The sequence below is a fragment of the Hydrogenophaga borbori genome (assembly GCF_003417535.1).
GTDB classification, from domain to species: Bacteria; Pseudomonadota; Gammaproteobacteria; order Burkholderiales; family Burkholderiaceae_C; genus Hydrogenophaga; species Hydrogenophaga borbori.
The window spans coordinates 123,277-145,261 of sequence record NZ_QVLS01000013.1 but is presented as its reverse complement, the minus strand read 5'-3'; the positions used below and the strand labels follow the sequence as shown (position 1 = coordinate 145,261).

Annotated in this window: 20 protein-coding genes; 8 read left to right on the top strand and 12 right to left on the bottom strand. The window is 70.9% G+C overall.

The window, feature by feature from the left end; translation table 11 throughout:
* Positions 1-29: 29 nt before the first annotated feature.
* Both DY262_RS18860 and mutL read right to left on the bottom strand, forming a co-directional pair.
* Entirely contained in the window at positions 30-896 is an 867-nt protein-coding gene (locus DY262_RS18860; protein WP_116960616.1) for an alpha/beta hydrolase, read from the bottom strand.
* A 96-nt stretch (positions 897-992) separates the two neighbouring features.
* The gene (gene mutL, locus DY262_RS18855) at positions 993-2,894 is read right to left on the bottom strand and encodes a DNA mismatch repair endonuclease MutL (RefSeq protein ID WP_116960615.1); all 1,902 of its coding nucleotides are present in this window, start codon (positions 2,892-2,894) and stop codon (positions 993-995) included.
* 38 nt (positions 2,895-2,932) lie between these two features.
* On the opposite strand from mutL, the gene DY262_RS18850 reads away from it, so the two are divergent.
* Entirely contained in the window at positions 2,933-3,592 is a 660-nt protein-coding gene (locus DY262_RS18850; RefSeq protein ID WP_116960614.1) for a DedA family protein, read from the top strand.
* A gap of 13 nt (positions 3,593-3,605) precedes the next feature.
* On the opposite strand, the gene DY262_RS18845 is transcribed toward DY262_RS18850, so the two are convergent.
* Positions 3,606-4,421: a mechanosensitive ion channel family protein gene (locus tag DY262_RS18845; protein WP_116960613.1), complete on the bottom strand. Its 816-nt coding sequence runs from the start codon at positions 4,419-4,421 to the stop codon at positions 3,606-3,608.
* A gap of 76 nt (positions 4,422-4,497) precedes the next feature.
* Between DY262_RS18845 and DY262_RS18840 the strand changes: the two genes are divergently transcribed.
* From DY262_RS18840 to DY262_RS18825, 4 genes are read left to right on the top strand one after another with little or no spacing between them, the layout of a single operon-like run.
* Positions 4,498-5,250 carry a spermine/spermidine synthase domain-containing protein gene (locus DY262_RS18840; protein ID WP_116960612.1) on the top strand — a complete coding sequence of 251 codons (753 nt, stop codon included), beginning with the start codon at positions 4,498-4,500 and terminating at the stop codon, positions 5,248-5,250.
* A gap of 2 nt (positions 5,251-5,252) precedes the next feature.
* Positions 5,253-7,067 carry a type IV pilus assembly ATPase TfpB gene (tfpB, locus tag DY262_RS18835; RefSeq protein WP_116960611.1) on the top strand — a complete coding sequence of 605 codons (1,815 nt, stop codon included), beginning with the start codon at positions 5,253-5,255 and terminating at the stop codon, positions 7,065-7,067.
* 48 nt (positions 7,068-7,115) lie between these two features.
* Positions 7,116-8,069 carry a DMT family transporter gene (locus tag DY262_RS18830; RefSeq protein ID WP_116960610.1) on the top strand — a complete coding sequence of 318 codons (954 nt, stop codon included), beginning with the start codon at positions 7,116-7,118 and terminating at the stop codon, positions 8,067-8,069.
* A gap of 5 nt (positions 8,070-8,074) precedes the next feature.
* On the top strand, positions 8,075-8,872 hold the full coding sequence (locus DY262_RS18825) for an SDR family oxidoreductase (protein ID WP_116960666.1): 798 nt from the start codon (positions 8,075-8,077) through the stop codon (positions 8,870-8,872).
* Positions 8,873-8,884: 12 nt separating this feature from the next.
* Here the strand turns inward: DY262_RS18825 and DY262_RS18820 are convergent, their stop codons facing one another.
* Positions 8,885-9,823, bottom strand: coding sequence for a DMT family transporter (locus DY262_RS18820; protein WP_116960609.1), 939 nt, complete (start codon positions 9,821-9,823; stop codon positions 8,885-8,887).
* 124 nt (positions 9,824-9,947) lie between these two features.
* Here DY262_RS18820 and DY262_RS18815 point away from each other — a divergent pair, with 124 nt between their 5' ends.
* Complete coding sequence (locus tag DY262_RS18815) at positions 9,948-10,940, top strand: quinone oxidoreductase family protein (RefSeq protein ID WP_116960608.1); 993 nt, start codon at positions 9,948-9,950, stop codon at positions 10,938-10,940.
* Positions 10,941-10,944: 4 nt separating this feature from the next.
* Here DY262_RS18815 and DY262_RS18810 read toward each other — a convergent pair whose 3' ends face one another.
* From DY262_RS18810 to DY262_RS18795, 4 genes are all read right to left on the bottom strand, one after another.
* The gene (locus DY262_RS18810; protein ID WP_116960607.1) at positions 10,945-12,096 is read right to left on the bottom strand and encodes an aminotransferase class V-fold PLP-dependent enzyme; all 1,152 of its coding nucleotides are present in this window, start codon (positions 12,094-12,096) and stop codon (positions 10,945-10,947) included.
* Between the two features lie 69 nt (positions 12,097-12,165).
* Complete coding sequence (lspA, locus tag DY262_RS18805; RefSeq protein ID WP_116960606.1) at positions 12,166-12,690, bottom strand: signal peptidase II; 525 nt, start codon at positions 12,688-12,690, stop codon at positions 12,166-12,168.
* Positions 12,690-15,545: an isoleucine--tRNA ligase gene (gene ileS, locus DY262_RS18800; RefSeq protein ID WP_116960605.1), complete on the bottom strand. Its 2,856-nt coding sequence runs from the start codon at positions 15,543-15,545 to the stop codon at positions 12,690-12,692. The genes lspA and ileS overlap by 1 nt, the downstream gene beginning before the upstream one ends.
* A 117-nt stretch (positions 15,546-15,662) precedes the next feature.
* Positions 15,663-16,727: a bifunctional riboflavin kinase/FAD synthetase gene (locus tag DY262_RS18795; RefSeq protein WP_116960604.1), complete on the bottom strand. Its 1,065-nt coding sequence runs from the start codon at positions 16,725-16,727 to the stop codon at positions 15,663-15,665.
* Between the two features lie 163 nt (positions 16,728-16,890).
* Between DY262_RS18795 and DY262_RS18790 the strand changes: the two genes are divergently transcribed.
* The gene (locus DY262_RS18790) at positions 16,891-17,448 is read left to right on the top strand and encodes an HNH endonuclease (protein WP_070400619.1); all 558 of its coding nucleotides are present in this window, start codon (positions 16,891-16,893) and stop codon (positions 17,446-17,448) included.
* A gap of 18 nt (positions 17,449-17,466) precedes the next feature.
* Here the strand turns inward: DY262_RS18790 and DY262_RS18785 are convergent, their stop codons facing one another.
* Entirely contained in the window at positions 17,467-18,582 is a 1,116-nt protein-coding gene (locus DY262_RS18785; protein ID WP_116960603.1) for an acyl-CoA dehydrogenase family protein, read from the bottom strand.
* 10 nt (positions 18,583-18,592) lie between these two features.
* Positions 18,593-19,774, bottom strand: coding sequence for an acyl-CoA dehydrogenase family protein (locus tag DY262_RS18780; protein ID WP_116960602.1), 1,182 nt, complete (start codon positions 19,772-19,774; stop codon positions 18,593-18,595).
* A gap of 126 nt (positions 19,775-19,900) precedes the next feature.
* Between DY262_RS18780 and purN the strand changes: the two genes are divergently transcribed.
* Positions 19,901-20,497 (top strand): phosphoribosylglycinamide formyltransferase, encoded by a 597-nt coding sequence (gene purN / locus DY262_RS18775; RefSeq protein WP_116960601.1) that lies wholly within the window; start codon positions 19,901-19,903, stop codon positions 20,495-20,497.
* Positions 20,498-20,514: 17 nt separating this feature from the next.
* Here purN and DY262_RS18770 read toward each other — a convergent pair whose 3' ends face one another.
* Positions 20,515-21,129, bottom strand: a complete 615-nt coding sequence (locus tag DY262_RS18770) for a LysE family translocator (protein WP_116960600.1) — start codon at positions 21,127-21,129, stop codon at positions 20,515-20,517.
* Positions 21,130-21,214: 85 nt separating this feature from the next.
* Complete coding sequence (locus DY262_RS18765) at positions 21,215-21,985, bottom strand: AraC family transcriptional regulator (protein ID WP_116960599.1); 771 nt, start codon at positions 21,983-21,985, stop codon at positions 21,215-21,217.

The window sequence follows — 21,985 nt, the reverse complement described above, 5'->3', positions numbered from 1 at the left end:
CGCGCGCAGCGCGGCGGGGGTGTTTCGCGTCAGCGCGCGACGAGGCGGATGCTGTCGTCCAGGCCGAAGAGCTCGGCCAGGGCCGCGCGGTACTGCGCCTGGCCCACCGAGTTGGTGTTGTGGTGCGAGCCGCCCTCCACCAGCACGAAGCGCTTGGGGCCCTTGGCGGCCTCGAACAGGCGCTGGCCGAGCTCGGGCTTGATGAGCTGGTCGGCGCTGCCGTGCACCACCAGCAGGGGCGAGCCGATGTCGGGCACGCGCTGCAGGGAGTCGAAGCGCTGCGTGATGAGGGGCGAGAGCGGCAGCCAGCCCCACTTGAAGGTGCTGACCACGTCGGGGATGGAGGTGAAGGTGCCTTCCACCAGCGTGCCCTTCTCGTCGTTCACCTGTGTGGCGAGCTGGATGGCGATGGCGCCGCCCAGCGAGTGGCCGAAGATGTAGCGCGGCCGCTCGGGGTAGCGCCGGGCGAGCCAGTCCCAGGCGGCGCGCGCGTCCTCGTAGGCGCTGCGCTCCGAGGGCAGGCGGTTGGTGCTCTGGCCGAAGCCGCGGTAGTCGATGCCCAGCACCGAGAAGCCCAACTCTTCCATGCGGCGCATGCGGAAGGCCGAACCGGTGACGTTCCAGCGCGCGCCGTGCAGGTACAGCAGCACCGGGGCCCGGGGGTTGGCGGCGAAGTTCTCGTGCGGCGCCCACAGGCCGTGCAGGCGCACGTCCTCCTTGTCCTGGGCCGAATGGAAATCGATCCACACGTCTTCCATGGACTCGGCGGCGTAGGCGCCGCCGCTCCAGGCGCGGTCGGAGGGCTGGAAGATCCAGACGCGCTGCTTCTCGTCCAGCGTGGCGCAGCCGGCCAGGAGGGCCAGGGCGGTGGCGAGGCTCAACAGCAGACGGGTCATGACCGGGGAACAGAGGCGCGGCGCGCCACAAAAGTTCATCTGGCTGGGGTAAGTCCCAGGCAAGCAAGGTCGGTGCCGGGTCTGGCGCGGCGGGGCCTACCTTCCGCGCAGGAACAGGGCGTCGAGTTCGCGCAGGCCGAGCTGGCGCCAGGTGGGGCGGCCGTGGTTGCACTGGTCGCTGCGCTCGGTGACTTCCATCTGGCGCAGCAGGGCGTTCATCTCGTCCAGGGTCAGGCGGCGGTTGGCGCGCACCGCGCCGTGGCAGGCCATGGTGGCCAGCAGCTCGTGCTCGGCGCGCTGCAGCACGTGGCTGGCCTCGTGCTGGGCCAGCTCGGCGAGCACGCTGCGCGCGAGCTCCACGGGGTCGCCCTGGGCCAGGGTGGTGGGCACGGCGCGCACCGCCAGGGTGCGCGCGGACAGCGGCGCCACGTCCAGGCCCAGCGCGGCCAGCGCCTCGGCCCGGCTTTCGGCGGTGGCGGTCTCCTCGGGCGTGGCCGCGAAGGTGGCGGGAATCAGCAGCGGCTGGCTGGCCAGCGCGCGCTCGGCCAGCTGGCGCTTGAGCCGCTCGTAGACGATGCGCTCGTGCGCGGCGTGCATGTCCACGATCACCAGGCCCTGGGCGTTCTCGGCCAGGATGTAGATGCCTTGCAGCTGGGCGATGGCGCGGCCCAGGGGCCAGTCGCCGTCGGGCAGGGGCGTGTGGGTGGCCGCCTCGGCGGCCCCGGGGCGGGTTGCCGGCGCCCAGCCGCCATCGGCCGGGTGCGGCGGGCGGGTGGTGGCCGAGCTGAAGGGGCCGGCCGGCGCCGCGGCGGCGCCCCACAGCGCCGACACGTCGCTCACCCGGTGGCCCGGCTCGGGCTCGCGCGGCGGGAAGCTGAAGCCGGCCTGGCGGCCAGGCGGTGTCCAGGCGGGCGCTGGGGCTGCGGGCGCCGCGGCGGCGCCGGGCGCCGACTCCAGCGCCTGGCCGGCGCGCGGCACGGCCAGGGCCGATTCCACCGCCTGCTGCACCGCGTGGTGCACCTCGCGGCTGTCGCGGAACCGCACCTCGATCTTGGTCGGGTGCACGTTCACGTCCACGCGCTCGGGCGCGATCTCCACGAACAGCGCGTAGACCGGCTGGCGCTGGCCGTGCAGCACGTCGTCGAAGGCGGCGCGCACCGCGTGCGCGATGACCTTGTCGCGCACGAAGCGGCCGTTGACGTAGGCGAACTGCTGGTCGGCGCGCGCGCGCGCCGCGTCGGGGATGCCGGCGAAGCCGCTGACGCGCAGGCCGCGCGCGTCGGAGCCGTCGGCGGGCCACATCAGGGGCACGGCGCGCTCGATGAAATCGTCGCCCAGGACGTCGGCCAGGCGCCGCGCGATGCCGTCCAGGCCCGGCAGCGGCACGGCGCGCCACTGCGCCGCCAGCCTGCCCTCGTGCCAGATGGCGAAACCCACGTCGGGCCGCGCCAGCGCGTGGCGGCGCACGGCCTCGATGCAGTGGGCGAGCTCGGTGTTGTCGGACTTGAGGAACTTGCGCCGCGCGGGCGTGGCGTAGAACAGCTCGCGCACTTCGATGGAGGTGCCGCGCGAGCGCGCGCCGGGCGCCAGCTCGCCGCTGCGGGCCTCCAACTGCCAGGCGTGGCCCTCGCCCTCGGTGCGCGAGAGCAGGCCCATCTCGGCCACCGAGGCGATGGCGGCCAGCGCCTCGCCGCGAAAGCCCATGGTGCCCACCGATTCGAGCTCGGCCAGGCTGGCGATCTTGCTGGTGGCGTGGCGCTTCAGGGCCTGCGGCAGTTCGGCGCGCGGGATGCCGATGCCGTCGTCCTCCACCGCGATCAGCCGCACGCCGCCGCCGAGCAGGCGCACGGTGATCTGCGTGGCGCCGGCGTCCAGCGCGTTGTCCACCAGCTCGCGCACCACCGAGGCCGGCCGCTCCACCACCTCGCCCGCGGCGATCTGGCTGATCAGCTCATCGGGCAGTTCGCGGATGGGGCGGCGCGGGGGCGGAGAAGTCATCGCAGGATTGTAGGAAGCCGCGCCGATAATGCCCGCCCATGGAACTGATCACCTTCCTCATCGACTTCATCCTGCACGTCGACCAGCACCTGCAAGCCTTCGTGCAGACCTATGGCATGTGGGTGTACGCGCTGCTGTTCCTCATCATCTTCACCGAGACGGGCGTGGTGGTCATGCCCTTCCTGCCGGGCGACTCGCTGCTGTTCGTGGTGGGCACGCTGTGCGGCGCCGGACTCATGAGCCTGCCGCTGGCCATGGCGCTGCTGGTCGTGGCGGCCATCCTGGGCGACCAGACCAACTACTCCATCGGCCGCTACTTCGGGCCCAAGGTCTTCCAGTGGGAGAAGTCGCGCCTGTTCAACAAGGACGCCTTCAACCAGGCGCACGCCTTCTACGAGCGCTACGGCGGCATCACCATCATCCTGGCGCGCTTCATGCCCTTCATCCGCACCTTCGCGCCCTTCGTGGCCGGCGTGGCCGAGATGACGCGCGCCAAGTTCACCGCCTACAACGTGATCGGCGCGCTGATCTGGGTGATCGGCCTGGTGGGCGCGGGCTACCTGTTCGGCAACCTGCCCTGGGTGCAGGCCAACCTGAGCAAGATCATCTGGGCGCTGATCCTCGTGCCGGGTCTGATCGCCATCGTGGGCGCCTGGCGCGCCCGGCGCCAGGCCGAGCGCGACATCGCCGCCCGCTGAGGCGGGCCGTGCCTCAGGCGGCCACGGTCCGGTGCAGCACCGGCGTTTCGGGCACCGGGTAGCCGGCCGCGCCGAAGGTGCTCACGATGGCGCGGTGCGTGTCGAAGTAGACCTGCCAGTAGTGGTCGGTGTGGGTGTAGGGGCGCACGCACAGCAGCGGGCCTTCGGGCGTGAACTGCAGGATCTCCACGTCGGGCGCGGGCGCGGCCTTCACGTTGGGGATGGCGGCCACCGCCGTGCGCAGGCGCTGCATGGCGTCGTTCACGTCCACGCCGTTGGCCACCTTGGCCACGCAGTCCACGCGGCGGAAGGCCTCGGTGCTGTAGTTCTGGATGTTGTCGCCGAAGGCCTTGTTGTTGCCCACGATGGTGGTCACGTTGTCCGGCGTGAGGATGGTGGTGGCGAACAGTCCCAGCTCCTTGACCGTGCCCGTGACGCCGCCCGCGCTGATGAAGTCGCCCACCTTGTAGGGCCGCAGCACCTGCAGGAAGATGCCCGCCGCGAAGTTGGCCAGCATGCCGCTCCAGGCTGCGCCGATGGCCAGGCCCGCGCCCGCCAGCAGGGCCGCGAAGGAGGTGGTGCGGATGCCGAAGATGTCCAGGATGGCCATGATCAGCACCACGGTGAGCAGCACCGACAGGATGGACTTGAGGTAGCGGATCAGCGTCATGTCGATGCGGCCGCCGCGCTCCATGGCCACGCCGATCAGGCGCACCGCGATGCCGATCAGCCAGCGCCCGATGACCCAGGCCGCGATCGCGCCCAGCACCTTCAGGCCGAAGTCGGCCCCCTGCGTGACGATGAAGTTCCAGATGACTTCCGTGTTCATAATGGCTCCTGCCTTCCCGGTGGTTGATGGTTCCCTCGCGGCCATGCCGCGGTCCCGAAGGTAGCGCTGCGCACCGATGAAAAACACGAATCCCCTGCCCGAAGTCAACATCTCCGAAGACGGCGAGGTCCGTTTCCTGCACCTGGGCACCGAATGGGTCCAGGGCTCCATGCTGCTCGACGCGCCCTTCGACATCGAGCTGGACTACGTGCAGCGCATGATGGCCTGGCTGCTGTTCGTCGAGCCCGACTCGGTGGCGGGCCGCCGCGCGCTGCAGCTCGGCCTGGGCTCGGCCGCGCTCACCAAGTTCAGCCACAAGCGGCTGCGCATGGACACCACCGCGATCGAGATCAACCCCCAAGTGGTGGCGGTGTGCCGCCGCTGGTTCAAGCTGCCGCCCGACGGCGCGCGCCTGCGCGTGCTGATGGGCGACGCCGGCGAAGTGATCCGCCGCGACGAGCACCGCGCGCGCTACGACGCGCTGCAGGTCGACCTGTACGACCACGAGGCCGCCGCGCCCGTGCTCGACTCGGCCGGCTTCTACGCCGACTGCCGCGACGCGCTCACCGACGAAGGCTGCCTCACGGTCAACCTCTTCGGCCGCGACTCGAGCTACGCGCGCTCGCTGGCCAGCCTGGCCGAAGCCTTCGGCGAAGACGCGGTCTGGGCCTTCCGGCCCACGCGCGAAGGCAATACCGTGGTGCTGGCCCAGCGACACGCCTCGCGCCCTTCGCGGCTGGAGCTGCTGGCGCGCGCCGAGGCCGTGCAGCAGCGCTGGGGCCTGCCCGCCGTCAAGTGGATGCGCCTGTTCAAACCCGTTCGCGAATAAGCATGAAGACCGCCTCCGCTCCCGCCGCCGCGACCACCGCCCCCAACGGCCCGCTCGACTGGCGGCTGGTGCTGCGCTGGCTGAAGGAGGACGGTGTCATCGGCGAAGACGAGGCGCGCCGCACCGAGGCGCGCATCTCGTCCGCCCACAGCGCGCAGCACCCCCTGCAGCGCCTGGCCGTGGTGGGCATGGCGCGCGCGGCCGACGGCCATGTGCTCGACGCCGAGGCCCTCACGCAATGGCTGGCGCAGCGCTGCGGCCTCACGTACCTGCGCATCGACCCGCTGAAAGTGGAGGTGGGCAAGGTGGCCGACGTGATGAGCGCAGCCTACGCCGAGCGCCACAAGGTGCTGCCCGTGCAGGTGGGGCCGGCCGAGGTGGTGGTGGCCACGGCCGAGCCCTTCATCACCGACTGGGTGGGCGAGGTCGAGCGCCAGACGCGCAAGACCGTGCGCCTGGTGCTCTCCAGCCCGGCCGAGATCACGCGCTACACGGCCGAGTTCTTCGCGCTCGCCAAGTCGGTGCGCGCGGCCAGCAAGACCGGCGGCGCCGCGGGCTTCCAGAGCTTCGAGCAGTTGGTGGAGCTGGGCAAGGGCAACAAGCAGATCGACGCCAACGACCAGGGCGTGGTGCAGGTGGTGGACTGGCTGTGGCAGTACGCCTTCGACCAGCGCGCCAGCGACATCCACCTGGAGCCGCGCCGCGAGCAGGGCGTGATCCGCTTTCGCATCGATGGCGTGCTGCACCCGGTGTACCAGTTGCCGCTGGGCGTGATGAACGCGATGACCGCGCGCATCAAGCTGCTGGGTCGCATGGACGTGGTGGAGCGGCGCCGGCCGCAGGACGGCCGCATCAAGACGCTCAAGCCCGGCGTGGGCGGGGCCAAGGGCGACGAGGTGGAGATGCGCCTGTCCACTCTGCCCACGGCCTTCGGCGAGAAGCTGGTGATGCGCATCTTCGACCCCGAGTCGACGGTGAAGGACCTCGCGGCGCTGGGCTTCAGCACGCACGATGCCACGCGCTGGGAAGGCCTCACGCGCCGGCCGCACGGCATCGTGCTGGTGACGGGACCCACGGGCTCGGGCAAGACCACCACGCTGTACGCCACGCTCAAGCGCCTGGCCACGGAAGAGGTGAACGTGAGCACGGTGGAGGACCCGATCGAGATGATCGAGCCGGCCTTCAACCAGACGCAGGTGCAGCCGCACCTGGACCTGGATTTCGCCCAGGGCCTGCGCGCGCTGATGCGGCAGGACCCGGACATCATCATGGTGGGCGAGATCCGCGACCTGGCCACCGCCGAGATGGCGGTGCAGGCGGCGCTCACCGGCCACCTGGTGTTCTCCACGCTGCACACCAATGACGCGCCCTCGGCGGTGATGCGGCTCATGGAGCTCGGCATTCCGCCGTACCTCATCAACGCCACGGTGCTGGGCGTGCTGGCCCAGCGCCTGGTGCGCACCCTGTGTCCCGCCTGCAAGACACGGGTCGAGAAGGACGAGGCGGCCCAGGCGCGCGAGCAGCTGGCCGATCTGGTGAAGCCCTGGCAGATCACGGGCGGCTATCGGCCCTACCAGCCGGTGGGTTGTGTGGACTGCCGCATGACCGGTTTTCGCGGGCGCATGGGCCTGTACGAACTGCTCACCGTCAGCGAGGCCTTCAAGAACCAGGTCATCCGCGAGCCGCGGCTGGAGGCCCTGCGGGCGCAGGCGGTCACGGACGGCATGCGGCCGCTGCGCCTGGCCGGCGCCGCGCGCGTGGCCGAGGGGCTGACCACGCTGGACGAGGTGCTGGCCTGCACGCCGCCGGTGCAATAGCCCACGGTCCCCGGCGCCCATGGGCCGGGATCGATAATCCGGGGCTTCATGTCGCGCGCCGCCCCCCACCCCCACCTGGCCTCCGGCCTCACCCTCGCCATCCTCGGCTCCATCGCCTTCAGCGGCAAGGCCATCATCGTCAAGCTGGCGTACCGCTACGGCGTCGACGCGGTCACGCTCATCATGTACCGCATGCTGTTCGCGCTGCCGCTGTTCCTGGCGCTCACCTGGTGGTCCACCCACCGGCCCGGCCTGGCGAAAAAGCCCGAACCCCTGACGCGGCGCGACTGGCTCGGCGTGCTCGGCCTCGGCCTCACCGGCTACTACCTCGCCAGCTTCCTGGACTTCTGGGGCCTGGAGTACATCACCGCCAGCCTCGAGCGCCTGATCCTCTACCTCAACCCCACCCTGGTGCTGCTGCTTGGCTGGCTGCTGTACCGGCGCCGCATCGGCGCGCTGCAGGCCATCGCCATGGCCGTGAGCTACGCCGGCGTGCTGCTGGTCTTCGGGCACGAGCTGGGCGAGCAGGGCCCCAATGCCGCCCTCGGCGCCTTCCTGGTGTTCGCCAGCGCCATCAGCTACGCCATCTACCTCGTCTACAGCGGCGAACTCGTCAAGCGCCTGGGCTCCACGCGCCTGGTGGGTCTGGCCACCAGCGTGGCCTGCGTGCTGTGCATCGCGCAGTTTCTGCTGCTGCGTCCGCTGTCGGCCGCCACGGTGGCGCCCGAGGTCATCTGGCTGTCGCTGCTCAACGCCACCCTGTGCACCTTCGCACCGGTGCTCATGGTGATGATGGCCATCGAGCGCATCGGCCCCGGCCTGGCCGCGCAGACCGGGATGCTCGGCCCCATGTCGACCATCCTCATGGGCGTGTTCATTCTGGGCGAACCTTTCAACGGCTGGATCGTCGTGGGCACGGTGCTCGTGCTCGCGGGCGTGTTCCTGGTGACGCGCTTCGGCGCGCCCCCGGCGGCGGCCAAACCCATCGACACGGGAGATTGATCGACATGGATCTGGGCATCAAAGGCAAATGGGCGCTGGTCGGCGGCGCGAGCAAGGGCCTGGGGCGGGGCTGCGCGCAGGCGCTGGCCGCCGAGGGCGTGAACCTGGTGATGGTGGCGCGTGGCGCCGAGGCCTTGCAGGCCGCGGCGCAGGCCATCCGCGCCGCGCACCCGGGCGTGGTGGCCTTGCCGGTGGCGGCCGACATCACCACCCCGGAGGGTCGCGCGGCGGCCTTCGGCGTGGCCGGCGGCCCGGGCAAGGCCTTCGACATCGTGGTCACCAATGCCGGTGGCCCGCCGCCCGGCGACTTCCGCCAGTGGGACCGCGACACCTGGATTGCCGCGCTGGACGCCAACATGCTCGCGCCGATCGAACTCATCAAGGCCACGGTGGACGGCATGGCCGAGCGCGGCTTCGGGCGCATCGTCAACATCACCTCGGGCGCGGTGAAGGCGCCGCTGCAGGTGCTGGGCCTGTCCAACGGCGCGCGCTCCGGTCTCACGGGCTTCGTCGCGGGCCTGGCGCGCAGCGAGATCGCCGCGCGCGGGGTGACCATCAACAACCTGCTGCCCGGCGCCTTCGAGACCGACCGCCTGCGCACCACGCTCGGCGGCCTGGCGCAGAAGCAGGGCACGAGCTACGAGGCCATCGCCGATGGCCGCCGCCAGGGCGTGCCCGCCAAGCGCTTCGGCGAGCCGGCCGAGTTCGGGGCGATCTGTGCCTTCCTGTGCAGCGCGCAGGCGGGCTACATCACGGGGCAGAACGTGCTGGCCGACGGCGGCGCTTATCCGGGCACGTTCTGAGCGCGGCCGCGCTCAGCGCTTCGCGCGCGGCGTCGACACCAGGATGCCACCCACGATCAGCGCGAAGCCCAGCGCGTGGTGCCAGCGCGGCGGCTCGCCCAGCATCGCGGCCGACAGCACGGCCGCGAACAGCGGCGTGAGGTTGGTGAAGAAGCTGGCCATGGCGGGCCCCACGCGCGCTACGCCCGCGCCCCAGCAGCGGTAGGCCAGCACCGAGGGGAACAGGGCGAAGTAGGCCAGGGCGGCCACCAGCGGCCAGCCCCAGCGGATGTGCAGATCGGCCGGCGGCAGGTAAACCCATTCGAGCGCCGCCAGGCCGCCCGACCAGACCAGGCCCAGCGCCACCTGGGCCATCAGGAAGGCGGCCCAGTCGCCTTTGATGTCGGGCGGATCGCCGCCCTCGGGCGGGCGCACCAGCAGCCAGCTGTACCAGGACCAGACCAGAGCGGCCAGCAGGATCCAGCCATCGCCCGGCACGAGCTGCACGGCCAGCAGGCGGGCCAGGCTGCCGCCCGACAGCACCACGGCCACGCCGCAGAGCGAGAGCGCGGCGCCGGCGGCCGCGCGGCGCGACACCGGCACCCCATAGAGCAGCCGCCCCACGAGCAGCATCCACACCGGCATGCTGGCGGCCACCAGGGTCACGTTCAGGGGCGTGGACGTGCGCAGCGCGAGGTACTGCAGCGCGTTGTAGCTGCCCACGCCCAGCGCGCCGAGCAGCGCGAAGCGCCGCCAGTTCGGCCACAGGCTGCTGCCCGGGCGCAGCACCCAGGCGGCCAGGGGCAGCAGCACCAGCAGCGCCAGCGCCCAGCGCATGAAGTTGAGCGTGCTCGGCGGAACGGTCTGGTTCATCAGCCGTCCCACCACCGCGTTGCCGGCCCAGAACAGCGGCGGCAGAACGAGCAGGGCGACGGTGGACGGCGTCAACCGGCCGTTGGATGCAGCGGACATGGGGCGCGACTGTAGCAAGCGGGCGAAAACCCGCCCTGGCGCGGGGCCGCCCGGGCGCCGGCGCGGAGACGGCGGGGGAATCGTGGCAGCATCGCCCCCGACCGAACCCCAACGAGGAGACCCCATGAGCACCAGCAGCCGCGCCGTCCGCATCCACGCCACCGGCGGCCCCGAGCAACTCGTGATCGACACCGTGGCGGTGGGCGAGCCCGGCCCGGGCGAGATCCGCATCCGCCACCACGCGATCGGCCTGAACTTCATCGACGTGTACCAGCGCACGGGCCTGTACCCCTTTCCCCTGCCGTTGTCGCTGGGCATGGAGGGCGCGGGCGTGGTGGAAGCCGTGGGCGAGGGCGTGACGCACCTGAAGGTGGGCGACCGCGCGGCCTACGCGGCCAACCCGCCCGGCAGCTACAGCGACGTGCGCGTGATGCCGGCGATGAACGTGTGCAAGCTGCCCGATGCCATTCCATTCGAGACCGGCGCGGCCATGATGCTCAAGGGCTTGACCGCGCAGTACCTGCTGCGCCGCTGCAAGCCGGTGGAGGGCCTGGAAGCGGGCGACTTCGTGCTGTTCCACGCCGCGGCCGGCGGTGTCGGCCTGATCGCTTGCCAGTGGGCCAAGGCCCTGGGCCTGCGCCTGATCGCCACGGCGGGGTCGGCCGAGAAGTGCCAGCTGGCGCTGGACCACGGGGCCGAGCACGCCATCAACTACCGCACCGAGGACTTCGCCGCGCGGGTGAAGGCCATCACCGGCGGGCAGGGCGTGAAGGTGGTGTACGACTCGGTGGGCAAGGACACCTGGGACAAGTCGCTGGACTGCCTGCGGCCCTTCGGCCTGATGGTGAGCTTTGGCAACGCCTCGGGGCCGGTGCCGCCGTTCGCGCCCGGCATCCTGGCGGCCAAGGGCTCGATCTACGTGACGCGCCAGACCCTGTTCACACACATCAACAACCGCGAGCGCACGCAGCAGATGGCCGACGAGTTGTTCCAGGTGGTGGCGAGCGGCCAGGTGAAGATCCGCATCGACCAGCGCTTCGCGCTGACCGATGTGAAGAAGGCCCACGAGAGCCTGGAAGCCCGCGCGACGACGGGCTGCACCGTGCTGCTGCCCTGAGCGTTCAGGCCGCCCGGGCCTCTCGCACGGGCGCGATGCGCTGCAGCGCGGCCTGCAGCCGCGCCACCGTGGCCGGCACGTCGTGCCACTTGTCCAGGCCGAACAGGCCGAGGCGGAAGGTCTTGAAGTCCGGGCCTTCGTCGCATTGCAGCGGCACGCCGGCGGCGGTCTGCAGGCCCAGGGCCAGGAAGGCCTTGCTCGATTGCACCTCGGCGTCGGTGGTGTGGCTCACCACCACGCCCGGGGCCTTGAAGCCCTCGGCCGCCACGCTGGGAAAGCCGTGGTGCTCCACCAGCTGGCGAACGGCCTGGCCGAGCGCGATCTGCTCCTCGCGCACGCGCGCGAAGCCGTAGGCCTCGGTCTCCAGCATGGTGGCGTGCAAACGCGCCAGCGCGTCCGTGGGCAGGGTGGCGTGGTAGGCGTGGCCGCCACCTTCGTAGGCTTCCATGATCTGCAGCCACTTCTTCAGGTCCATGGCGAAGCTGCTGCTCTGCGTGGCGTCGATGGCGCGGCGCGCGCGCTCGCTGAGCATCACCATCGCGCAGCAGGGCGAGCTGCTCCAGCCCTTCTGCGGCGCGCTGACCAGCACGTCCACGCCGGTGGCCTTCATGTCCACCCACATCGCGCCCGAAGCGATGCAGTCGAGCACGAACAGGCCGCCCACGGCGTGCACCGCCTCGGCCACGGCCTTCAGGTAGCCGTCGGGCAGGATCATGCCGGCCGCGGTTTCCACGTGCGGAGCGAACACCAGCGCCGGCTTCTCGCGCGCGATGGTGGCCACCACCTCGTCGATCGGGGCGGGCGCCCAGGGGGCCTGCGGGCCCTTGTGCTGCGGGCGCGCCTTCATCACGGTGTGGCTCGCGGGGATCGCGCCCATGTCGAAGATCTGGGTCCAGCGGTAGCTGAACCAGCCGTTGCGGATGACCAGCACGTGTTTTCCGTGCGCGAATTGCCGCGCCACCGATTCCATGCCGAAGGTGCCGCTGCCGGGCACCAGCACGGCAGCGTGCGCGCCGTACACGCGCTTGAGCAGGGACGAGATGCCGGTCATCACGCCCTGGAAGCGCTTGGACATGTGGTTGAGCGCGCGGTCGGTGTAGACCACCGAGAACTCGTACAGGCCGTCGGGGTCGACGTCGGGCAGCAGGCCGGGCATGGGGGTCTCCTCGGATGACGAATGAGCGGGCATTCTGTCATCGCGCGGCCGAGGCCGCGAGCGCCGGCCTCAATGGGCCTGGGCGGCGCGTGACTTCCGCACGCGCAGGACCTCGTCGAGGATCAGGCAGGCCGCGCCGATGGAAATGAAGGTGTCGGCCAGGTTGAAGGACGGGAAGTGCCCGCCCGGGAACAGTCCGGCGAGGAAGGACCAGTGAAAGTCCAGCCAGTCCACCACGTAGCCGTGCACCAGGCGGTCGATCACGTTGCCGATGGCGCCGCCCAGGATGCAGGCCAGCGCAAAGGCGAACAGCCGCTGCCCCGGGTGGCTGCGCAGCATCCAGACGATGAAGACCGAGGCGGCGACGCCGATGCCGGTGAAGAACCAGCGCTGCCAGCCGCTGGCGCCGGCGAGGAAGGAGAAGGCCGCGCCCTCGTTGTGCACGCGCACCACGTTGAAGAAGGACGTGACCACGACGCTGTCGCCCAGCGCGAAAGTGGCCAGGATCAGCCACTTGGTGAGCTGGTCCAGCGCGAAGGCCACGGCGGCCAGGCCGAGCCAGGGCGCGATGGCGCGCAGGCTGGCGCGTGCCATCAGGCCACGGTGCGGGTTTCGCCCGCGCCGAACAGGTTGCTGGTGCAGCGGCCGCAGAGCGTGGGGTGGGCCGGGTCCTGGCCGACGTCCTCGCGGTAGTGCCAGCAGCGCTCGCACTTGGGCGCGGTGGCCGGGGTGACCTTCACGGCCAGTTCGTCGCCGTCGACCACGTCCGCGGCCGAGGTGATGGTGACGAAGCGCAGGTCGTCACCCAGCGAGCGCAGCAGCGCGGCGTCGTCGGCCGGCGCGGTGATGCTGAGCAGGGCCTGCAGCGAGGACCCGACGGCGCCCTGGGTGCGCAGGTTCTCGATCTCCTTGTTGGCGAGGTTGCGGATCTCGCACAGGCGCGTCCACTTGGCCAGCAGGCCTTCTTCGGGCGGCGGCAGATCGGCCCAGGTCTCGAAGAAGATGGAGCCCTTGTTGGCCGCGCCCGCGAGCACCGGCCAGGCCTCCTCGGCGGTGAAGCTCATGAAGGGCGCCATCCAGCGCAGCATGGCGTGCGCGACCAGGTGCAGCGCGGTCTGCGCGCTGCGGCGGGCATGGCTGCCGGGGGCGCTGGTGTAGAGCCGGTCCTTGAGCACGTCGAGGTAGAAGGCGCCCAGGTCCTCGGAACAGAAGACTTGCAGCTTGGCCACCACGGGGTGGAATTCGTAGCGGTCGTAGTGCGCGGTCACCTCGGCCTGGAACTGCGCGGTGCGCGCCAGGGCCCAGCGGTCGATCTCCAGCAGGTCCTTCAGCGGCACGGCGTGCGTCGCGGCGTCGAAGTCGCTCAGGTTGGCGAGCAGGAAGCGCAGGGTGTTGCGGATGCGGCGGTAGGCATCGACGACGCGCGCGAGGATCTTGTCGTCGCCCGCGATGTCGCCCGAGTAGTCGCTGGCGGCCACCCACAGGCGGATGATCTCGGCGCCCAGCTTCTTGTTCACGTCCTGCGGGTCGATGCCATTGCCCAGCGACTTGCTCATCTTGCGGCCCTGGCTGTCCACCGTGAAGCCGTGCGTGAGCAGGCCGCGGTAGGGCGCGCGGTCGAACAGGGCGCAGCCCAGCAGCAGCGAGCTGTGGAACCAGCCGCGGTGCTGGTCGTGGCCTTCGAGGTAGAGGTCGGCCTCGGGGCCCTGCGAGTGGAAGGCGCCGTTGGGGTAGGCGTGCGCGTGGCTGCCGCGCAGCACGTGCGAGAAGGTGGAGCCGGAGTCGAACCAGACCTCCAGGATGTCGCTGCTCTTGTCGTAGTGCGGCGCGTCGTCGGCGCCCAGGATCTCTTCGGTGGTGGCGCGGCTCCAGGCCTCGATGCCGCCTTTCTCGACGATGGCGGCGGCCTGGTCGAGGATCTCCATGGTGCGCGGGTGCAGCTCGCCCGTGGCCTTGTGCAGGAAGAAGGGGATGGGCACGCCCCAGCTGCGCTGGCGCGAGATGCACCAGTCGGGCCGGTTGGCGATCATGTCGCGCAGGCGCGCGCGGCCGTTCTCGGGGTAGAAGCCGGTGTGGTCGATGGCCTCGAGCGCGGTCTGGCGCAGGGTCTTGGGCGCCTTGTCCTTGGTGAACACGCCCTCGCCCTCGTCCATGCGGATGAACCACTGCGCGGCGGCGCGGTAGATCACCGGCGTCTTGTGGCGCCAGCAGTGCGGGTAGCTGTGGGTGATGCCCACGGTGCTCATGAGCCGGCCGGCGGCCTTGAGTGCCGCGATGATGTGGGGCACGGCCTTCCAGATGTGCTGGCCGCCGAACAGCGGGAAGTCGGCCGCGTAGACGCCGTTGCCTTGCACGGGGTTGAGCACGTCCTCGACCTTGAGGCCGTTGCTGATGCAGGAGTTGAAGTCGTCCAGGCCGTAGGCGGGCGAGGAGTGCACGATGCCCGTGCCGTCGCTGTCGCTCACGTAGTCGGCCAGGTACACGGGCGACAGGCGCCGGTAGCCCTTGTCTGCCTCGTACAGCGGGTGGCGGAAGTTCAGGCCGCCCAGTTGCTCGCCCTGGGTGACGGCCAGGACCGTGCCTTGCAGCCCGAAGCGCTCCAGACACTTCTCGACCAGGGTTTCGGCCAGCACCAGGCAGCCCTTGGGCGTGTCGACCAGGGCGTAGCTGAGCTCGGGGTGGGCGTTGAGCGCCTGGTTGGCCGGGATGGTCCAGGCGGTGGTGGTCCAGATGACGGCGAAGCCGCTTTTGCCGGGCGGCAGGGCGGCCAGGCCGAAGGCGGCGGCGAGCTTTCCGGCGTCGTCGGTCTCGAAGGCCACGTCCAGCGTGTCGCTCTGCTTGTCGGCGTACTCGATCTCGAATTCGGCGAGCGAGCTGCCGCAGTCGAAGCACCAGTACACGGGCTTGAGGCCCCGGTAGACGAAGCCGCGCTCGATCACGCGCTTGAAGGCGCGGATCTCGCCGGCCTCGTTGGCCGGGGCCATGGTGAGGTACGGGCGCTCCCAGTCGCCCAGGATGCCCAGGCGCTTGAAGTCGGCGCGCTGCTGGTCGATCTGCTCTGTGGCGTAGGCGCGGCTCTTGGCCTGCATCTCGTCGCGGCTGAGGTGGCGGCCGTGCTTCTTCTCGATCGCGTTCTCGATCGGCAGGCCGTGGCAGTCCCAGCCCGGGATGTACTGCGCGTCAAAGCCGGCCAGCTGGCGGCTCTTGACGATCATGTCCTTGAGCACCTTGTTGACGGCGTGGCCCATGTGGATCTGGCCGTTGGCGTAGGGCGGGCCGTCGTGCAGCACGAACAGCGGAGCGCCGCGGCGCGCGTCGCGCAGGCGCTGGTACAGGCCCTCGTCGTTCCATTGCTTGACCCAGCCCGGCTCGCGCTTGGGCAGGTCGCCGCGCATGGGGAAGGGCGTGTCCAGCAGGTTGACGGGGTAGGCGTTCTTCGTCTCGGACATGGTGTGTGGCGTGATCGCAGGGGCCAAGCTCGGCCCACGGGGCGTGGGCGGGAAAAGGGAGACGACGGGCGCGTGCCCCGAGCCTGTGAAAGGGCAACGACCGCCAGGGGGCGGTCGTCAAATTCGGTCGCGTGTGGTCTGCCGGTGCGTGCGGCCGTGCATGGCCTCGAAGAACGCGCGGGCGTCGGCGACGTCCTTGGCGATGCCTTGCGTGAGGGCATCGAGGCTGTCGTACTTCAACTCGTCGTGCAGTTTGTGCAGCAGTTCCACGCGCACGATTTTACCGTAGGCCTCCCCGCCGGGCAGGCGCTGGGACAAGGCCGCGGGCCAGTCCAGGCAATGGGTTTCCAGCAGCACACGCCCGCCGTTGACGTCGTTCGGGTCCAGCGAGGGCCGCACGCCCAGGTTGGCCACGCCGCGCAGGGGCTCGTCCCACAGACCGTGCACCAGCACCGCGAAGATGCCGCTGGCGGCCGGCTTCCAGTGCGCGAAGCGCAGGTTGAGGGTGCGAAAGCCGTCGTGGCGACCCGGGGCGGACTCGGCCAGCGCCCGGCCCAGCTGGCGCCCGTGGACCACGTGGCCGCTGATGGCGTAGGGCCGGCCCAGCAGGGCGGCGGCGTCGTCCAGGCGGCCTTCGGCCAGGGCCTCGCGCACGGCCGAACTGGACACGCGCAGGCCGTGCACCTCGTAGCTCTGCATGCGCGCCACGTCGAAGCCCTGGCGCGCGCCGGCCGCGTCGAGCATGGCGTAGTCGCCCGCGCGCTGGGCCCCGAAGCGGAAGTCATCGCCCACCAGCACGTAGCGCACGCCCAGGGCGCCGACCAGGGTGTCCTCGATGAAGGAGGCGGCGGTCTGAGAGGCCAGGCGCTCGTTGAAGGGCAGGATCACGCAGCGGTCCACCCCGCAGCGCTGCAACTCCTCCAGCTTGTCGCGCAGGGTGGCGATGCGCGCGGGCGCCAGCTCGGGCTTGCGGTGGCGGGCGGCGAAGTAGTCGCGCGGGTGCGGCTCGAAGGTCATCACGCAGCTGGGCACGCCGCGGTGGCGGGCCTCGTTGCGCAGCAGCGCCAGCATGGCCTGGTGGCCACGGTGCACGCCGTCGAAGTTGCCGATGGTGAGGGCGCAGCCGCGCACGCTGTCGGGCGTGCCGTGGGGGCGGTTCCAGAGGCCGCGGAGGATTTGCATGGGGAAGGGCGGGGCGGGAAGGTTTGTCACATCGCGGGGGCTTGTCCCGCATGGACGCGGATTCGTCGTCGAAGGTTGTTATATTGGCACACGAAAACGCAGGCCCCGGGCCCCATGCGGGTTCCGGACCTTTCCGGTGTCTAGACGCACGAAGGAGCCCGTTTTGAAGGTCTTGAAGCTTTCGGCGCAGGGACTGCCCCAGTCCTGGATCAGCCTCGAAGAAGCCGTGTTGCACTACGCGGCCGAGGAGGTGCGCTGGGAGGCGGGTGCCGAGATCGCGGTGTTCCACGGTGGCCACAACGCCGTCACGGGCCTGCAGTCGGTGATCACGGTCAACTCGATCATCGGCACCCAGGGCGTGCCGCGCATCAACCCCTTCGAGCTGCGGCCCACGCTCACGAACCAGAAGCTGTTCTCGCGCGACCGCAACGTCTGCGCCTATTGCGGCCATCACTTCCACGAGGAAGACCTGACGCGCGAGCACATCGTGCCCTTCGGCCAGAACGGGCGCGACACCTGGATGAACGTGGTGACGGCCTGCAAGTCGTGCAACCACCGCAAGGGCAACCGCACGCCCGAGCAGGCGCACATGCCGCTGCTGTACACGCCCTACGTGCCCAGCCTGTGGGAGGACTTCATCCTGCGCAACCGCCGCATCCTGGCGGACCAGATGGAGTTCCTGATGGCGCACCTGCCGAAGAGCTCGCGGCTGCACGCCTAGGCGCGCAGCCGCGCCCGTTCAGGCGAACACGCCAGCGGTGTCCTGCATGCGCCCGGACACCTCGCCCAGGTGGTGCAGGGTGTCGCCGAACGTCATTTCCAGCTGGGTGAGCTTCTTGAAGTAGTGGCTGCCGATGTACTCGTCGGTCACGCCGATGCCGCCGTGCAGCTGCACCGATTGCTGGCCGATGAAGCGCATGGCGTTGCCCAGCTGCACCTTGGCGCGGGCCATGGCGGCGCGGCGCTCGGCCGCGGGGGCGTTGAGCTTCAGGCTGGCGTAGTAGCTCATGGAGCGGGCCAGCTCCAGCTGCATCTTCATGTCGGCCACGCGGTGGCGCAGGGCCTGGAAGCTGGCGATGGCCACGCCGAACTGCTTGCGCGTGTTCATGTAGTCCACCGTGAGCGCCAGCGTCTGCTCCATCACGCCCACGCCCTCGGCGCAGGTGGCGGCGATGCCCACGTCCACCGCGTGCTCCAGCGCGGCCTGACCATTGGCGGTGACCAGCACGGCCGGGGCCTTGTCCAGCACCAGGTCGCCGGCGCGGCTGCCGTCCTGCGTGGGGTAGCCGGTGGTCTTCACACCGCTGGCGCCGGCCTCCACCAGGAAGAGGGCGGGTTGGCCATTGGCCACGGCGGGCACCAGGAAGGCGTCGGCGCGGTCGGCCGCGGCCACCAGGTGCTTGTGGCCGGACACGGTCCAGGCGCCGCCCGCCTGGCTCGCGGTGGCGGCGAGGCGGTCGAGTCGGTAGCGCGCGCCACGCTCCTGCAGCGCCAGCACCACCAGGGCCTCGCCGCTGGCGATGCGGGGCAGCCATCCGGCCTTGACGTCGTCCGCGCCGTAGGCGCCGATCGCGCCGCTGGCGATGAGCGTCTGCGCCAGCGGCTCGAGCACGATGCCGCGGCCCAGCTCCTCCATCACCACCATGGCCTCGACCGGGCCCATGCCCAGACCGCCGTGGCCTTCGTCCACATACAGGCCGGTCAGGCCGAGTTCGGCGAGTTCGCCATAGGCGCCGCGCTCGAAACCGCCGGCTTGCACGATGGCGCGGCGGCGCTCGAAGCCGTAGGCCTTCTCCACCCACTTCTGCACGGCGTCGCGCAGCGCGACCTGGTCGTCGGAAAAATCGAAGTCCATTCTTGTCTCCTCAGCCCAGCACGGTCTGCGCCACGATGTTGCGCTGCACCTCGTTGGAGCCGCCGTAGATCGTGGTCTTGCGCATGTTGAAGTAGGTGGAGGCGAGCGGCGCATTGGCCAGCACGCCGCCCGGGAAGTCGCCCTGCCAGCCGGCTTCCATGGCCTCCTCGATGAAGGGCAGGCTGTAGGGGCCCGCGGCCAGCATCATGAGTTCGCTGTAGCGCTGCTGGATTTCGCTGCCGCGGATCTTGAGCAGGCCGGCGATGTCCAGCGAGTTCTTGCCCGACTTCTCGGCCGAGAGCACGCGCAGCACCAGCATCTCCAGTGCCACCACGTCCACCTCGAGCAGCGCGATCTGGTCGCGAAAGCGGGTGTCGTCCCACACGCCCTCGGTCTTGGCAATGCGCTTGAGGCGCTCCAGCTCGCGCTTGGCGCGGTTCACGTCGGCGATGTTGGTGCGCTCGTGGCTGAGCAGGTGCTTGGCGTAGGTCCAGCCCTTGTTCTCCTCGCCGATCAGGTTCTCGGCCGGCACCTCGACGTTGTCGAAGAAGACCTCGTTGACCTCGCATTCGCCGTCCAGCAGCTTGATGGGGCGCACCGAGACGCCCTTGGACTTCATGTCCAGCAGCAGGAAGGAGATGCCGGTCTGCGGCTTGCCCTCGGTGCTGGTGCGCACGAGGTTGAACATCCAGTCGCCGTACTGGCCCAGGGTGGTCCAGGTCTTCTGGCCGTTGACGATGTACTTGTCGCCCCGGCGCTCGGCGCGCGTCTTGAGCGAGGCCAGGTCCGAGCCCGAGCCCGGTTCGCTGTAACCCTGGCTCCACCAGACCTCGCCGCTGGCGATGCCGGGCAGGAAGCGTTCTTGTTGTTCCTTGTTGCCGAAGGCCATGATGACCGGCGCCACCATCACCGGCCCGAAGGGCACGATGCGCGGCGCACCGGCCAGGGCGCATTCCTCCTCGAACAGGTGCTTCTGCACCGCGCTCCAGCCCGGGCCGCCGAACTGTTGGGGCCAGCCGTAGCCCAGCCAGCCCTTCTTGCCCAGGATCTTTGCCCAGCGCTGCATGTCGTCGCGCGTCAGGCGCAGGGCGTTGTGCACCTTGTGGCTGATCTCGGCAGGCAGGTTAGCGCGCACCCAGGCGCGTATCTCGTCGCGAAACGCCTGCTCCTCAGGCGTGAAGGCCAGATCCATCGTGTGTCTCCTCGGGGGGCCCGATGGGCCCCGGGTTGCGTGTGAATCGAGTTTCGCACGACCGTTCGTTTTTTGCGTGTCGAGGCGGCGACAAGCCGCCGGCCGGCCTCATTACACTCCCGCCCCATGCCAGCGCGCCCAGCCCGTCCGATCGTCATCCTCATCTCGGGCAGCGGCTCGAACATGGCCGCCCTGGTGGAGGCGTCGGTGCGGGACCTCTGGGGCGAGCGCTTTGGCGCGGGCGTGGTGGCGGTGCTGAGCAACCGGCCCGACGCCGCCGGCCTCGCCTGGGCCCGCGAACGCGGGCTGGCCACCGCGGTGGTCGACCACAAGCGGCACGCCGACCGCGAGGCCTTCGACGCCGCGCTCATGGCCGCCATCGACGCCCACGCGCCCGCGCTGGTGCTGCTGGCGGGCTTCATGCGCATCCTCACACCGGGCTTCGTGCACCACTACGACGGCCGCCTGCTCAATATCCACCCCAGCCTGTTGCCGGCCTTCCCTGGCCTGAAGACGCACCAGCGCGCCATCGAGATGGGCTGCCGCGTGGCCGGCGCCACGGTGCACCGCGTCACCGGCGAACTCGACCATGGCGAGATCCTGGCGCAGGCCGTGGTGCCCGTGCTGCCCGGCGACACGGCCGAGGCGCTGGCGGCGCGGGTGCTCACGCAGGAGCACCTGATCTACCCGCGCGCCGTGGAGCGCTGCCTGGCGGGCGGCTGAGGGCCTGTCCGGGCGGCTCAGCGCCCGCTCAGCGCGAGCTTGGCGGCCATCAGCGCGAAGGCGGCCGAGAAGCCGCGGCGCAGCGCGTCCTGCGTGCGCCGCGAGGCCAGCACGCGCTGGCGGAAGGCGTCGGCAAGCGCTCCGTAGGCCACGAACACGGCCAGTGTCATGAGCATGAAGACCGCGCCCAACACGGCGAACTGCCGCAGGGGCGCCGGGTCGGCCGGGTCCATGAATTGCGGCAGGAAGGCGAAGAAGAACAAGGTCAGCTTGGGGTTGAGCGCGTTGACCAGCACCGCCTTGGCGACCAGGCGCAGCGGCGACTGCGGGGGCGTGCCCGGGGCGGCGGCGAAGGCCGAGCGGTCGCGCCAGGTCATCCAGGCGAGGAACAGCAGGTAGAGCACGCCGGCCAGCTTGAGCAGCTGGAAGGCCAGGGCGCCCGCGTGCATCACGGCGGCCAGGCCCAGGGCGGTGGCGGCCATGTGCGGCAGGATGCCCAGTGTGCAGCCCAGCGAGGCATAGGCGCTGGCGAGCCGCCCCTGCGACAGGCCGGTGGAGACGGTGAACAGCACGCCCGCGCCGGGCGTGACCACCACGACGGCGGAGGTGAGGAGGAATTCGAGGCTGGGCATGCGGCGCTCCGGGTGTCGACGGCGCGGCCCGATGAGCCGGGCCGCGGGCGAATCCTGGCGCGCCGCGCGCGGGCCGTCTTGAACGTTATTGCAGCCAGGCGCGGCGCCAGGCGCCGGGGGTGAAGCCGAAGCAGCGCACGAAGTGGCGGTTCAGGTGGCTTTGGTCGGCGAAGCCGCAGGCCAGGGCGGCCTCGCTCAGCGGCGTGCCGGCGGCGATCAGCGCCCGCGCCCGGCCCAGCCGCTGCTGCTGCAGCCAGGCGAAGGGCGGCAGACCGTGCGCGCGCGCGAACTGGCGCACGAGCTGGAAGCGCGACAGGCCGGCCAGGCTGGCCAGCTCGTCCAGGTCGGGCGCTCGCTCCAGGCCGTCGAGCAGGCGCTCGCGCGCCCGCGCCAGGCCGAGGGTGTCGAGGCCGGAGCCGCCCGGCTGGCGGTTGCCGTGCCGCAGGGCCAGCAGTCCGCAGGCGCTGGTCAGGGCCTCGTCCCAGAGCGCGTGGTCCGCGGCGGGGGCGCTGCCGTCCCAGCAGAGGAACAGGCGGTGGATGGCGCCATGCAGCAGGGGGTCGTCGAACACCGGCTGGGTGATCTCGTGGCCGGGCCGCAGGTCGGCCAGCGCGGCCATGGCCTCGGGGCTGACGTGCACCATGCGCCAGCGGCGCGCCTGTTCGCCCACGGGCAGGCCGTCGTGCACCTCGCCGGGGTTGGAGGCGATCAGCTTGCCGGCGGTCGCGAGCACCGGGCCGCGGCCGCTGGCGGAGCGGTGGGCGCCTTCGTCCATCACGCCGAAGCCGAAGCTGTCGTGCCAGTGCCGGCCGAAGCCGCGGGCGCTGTGCGTCAGCACGGCGTGCACGCCGGCCAT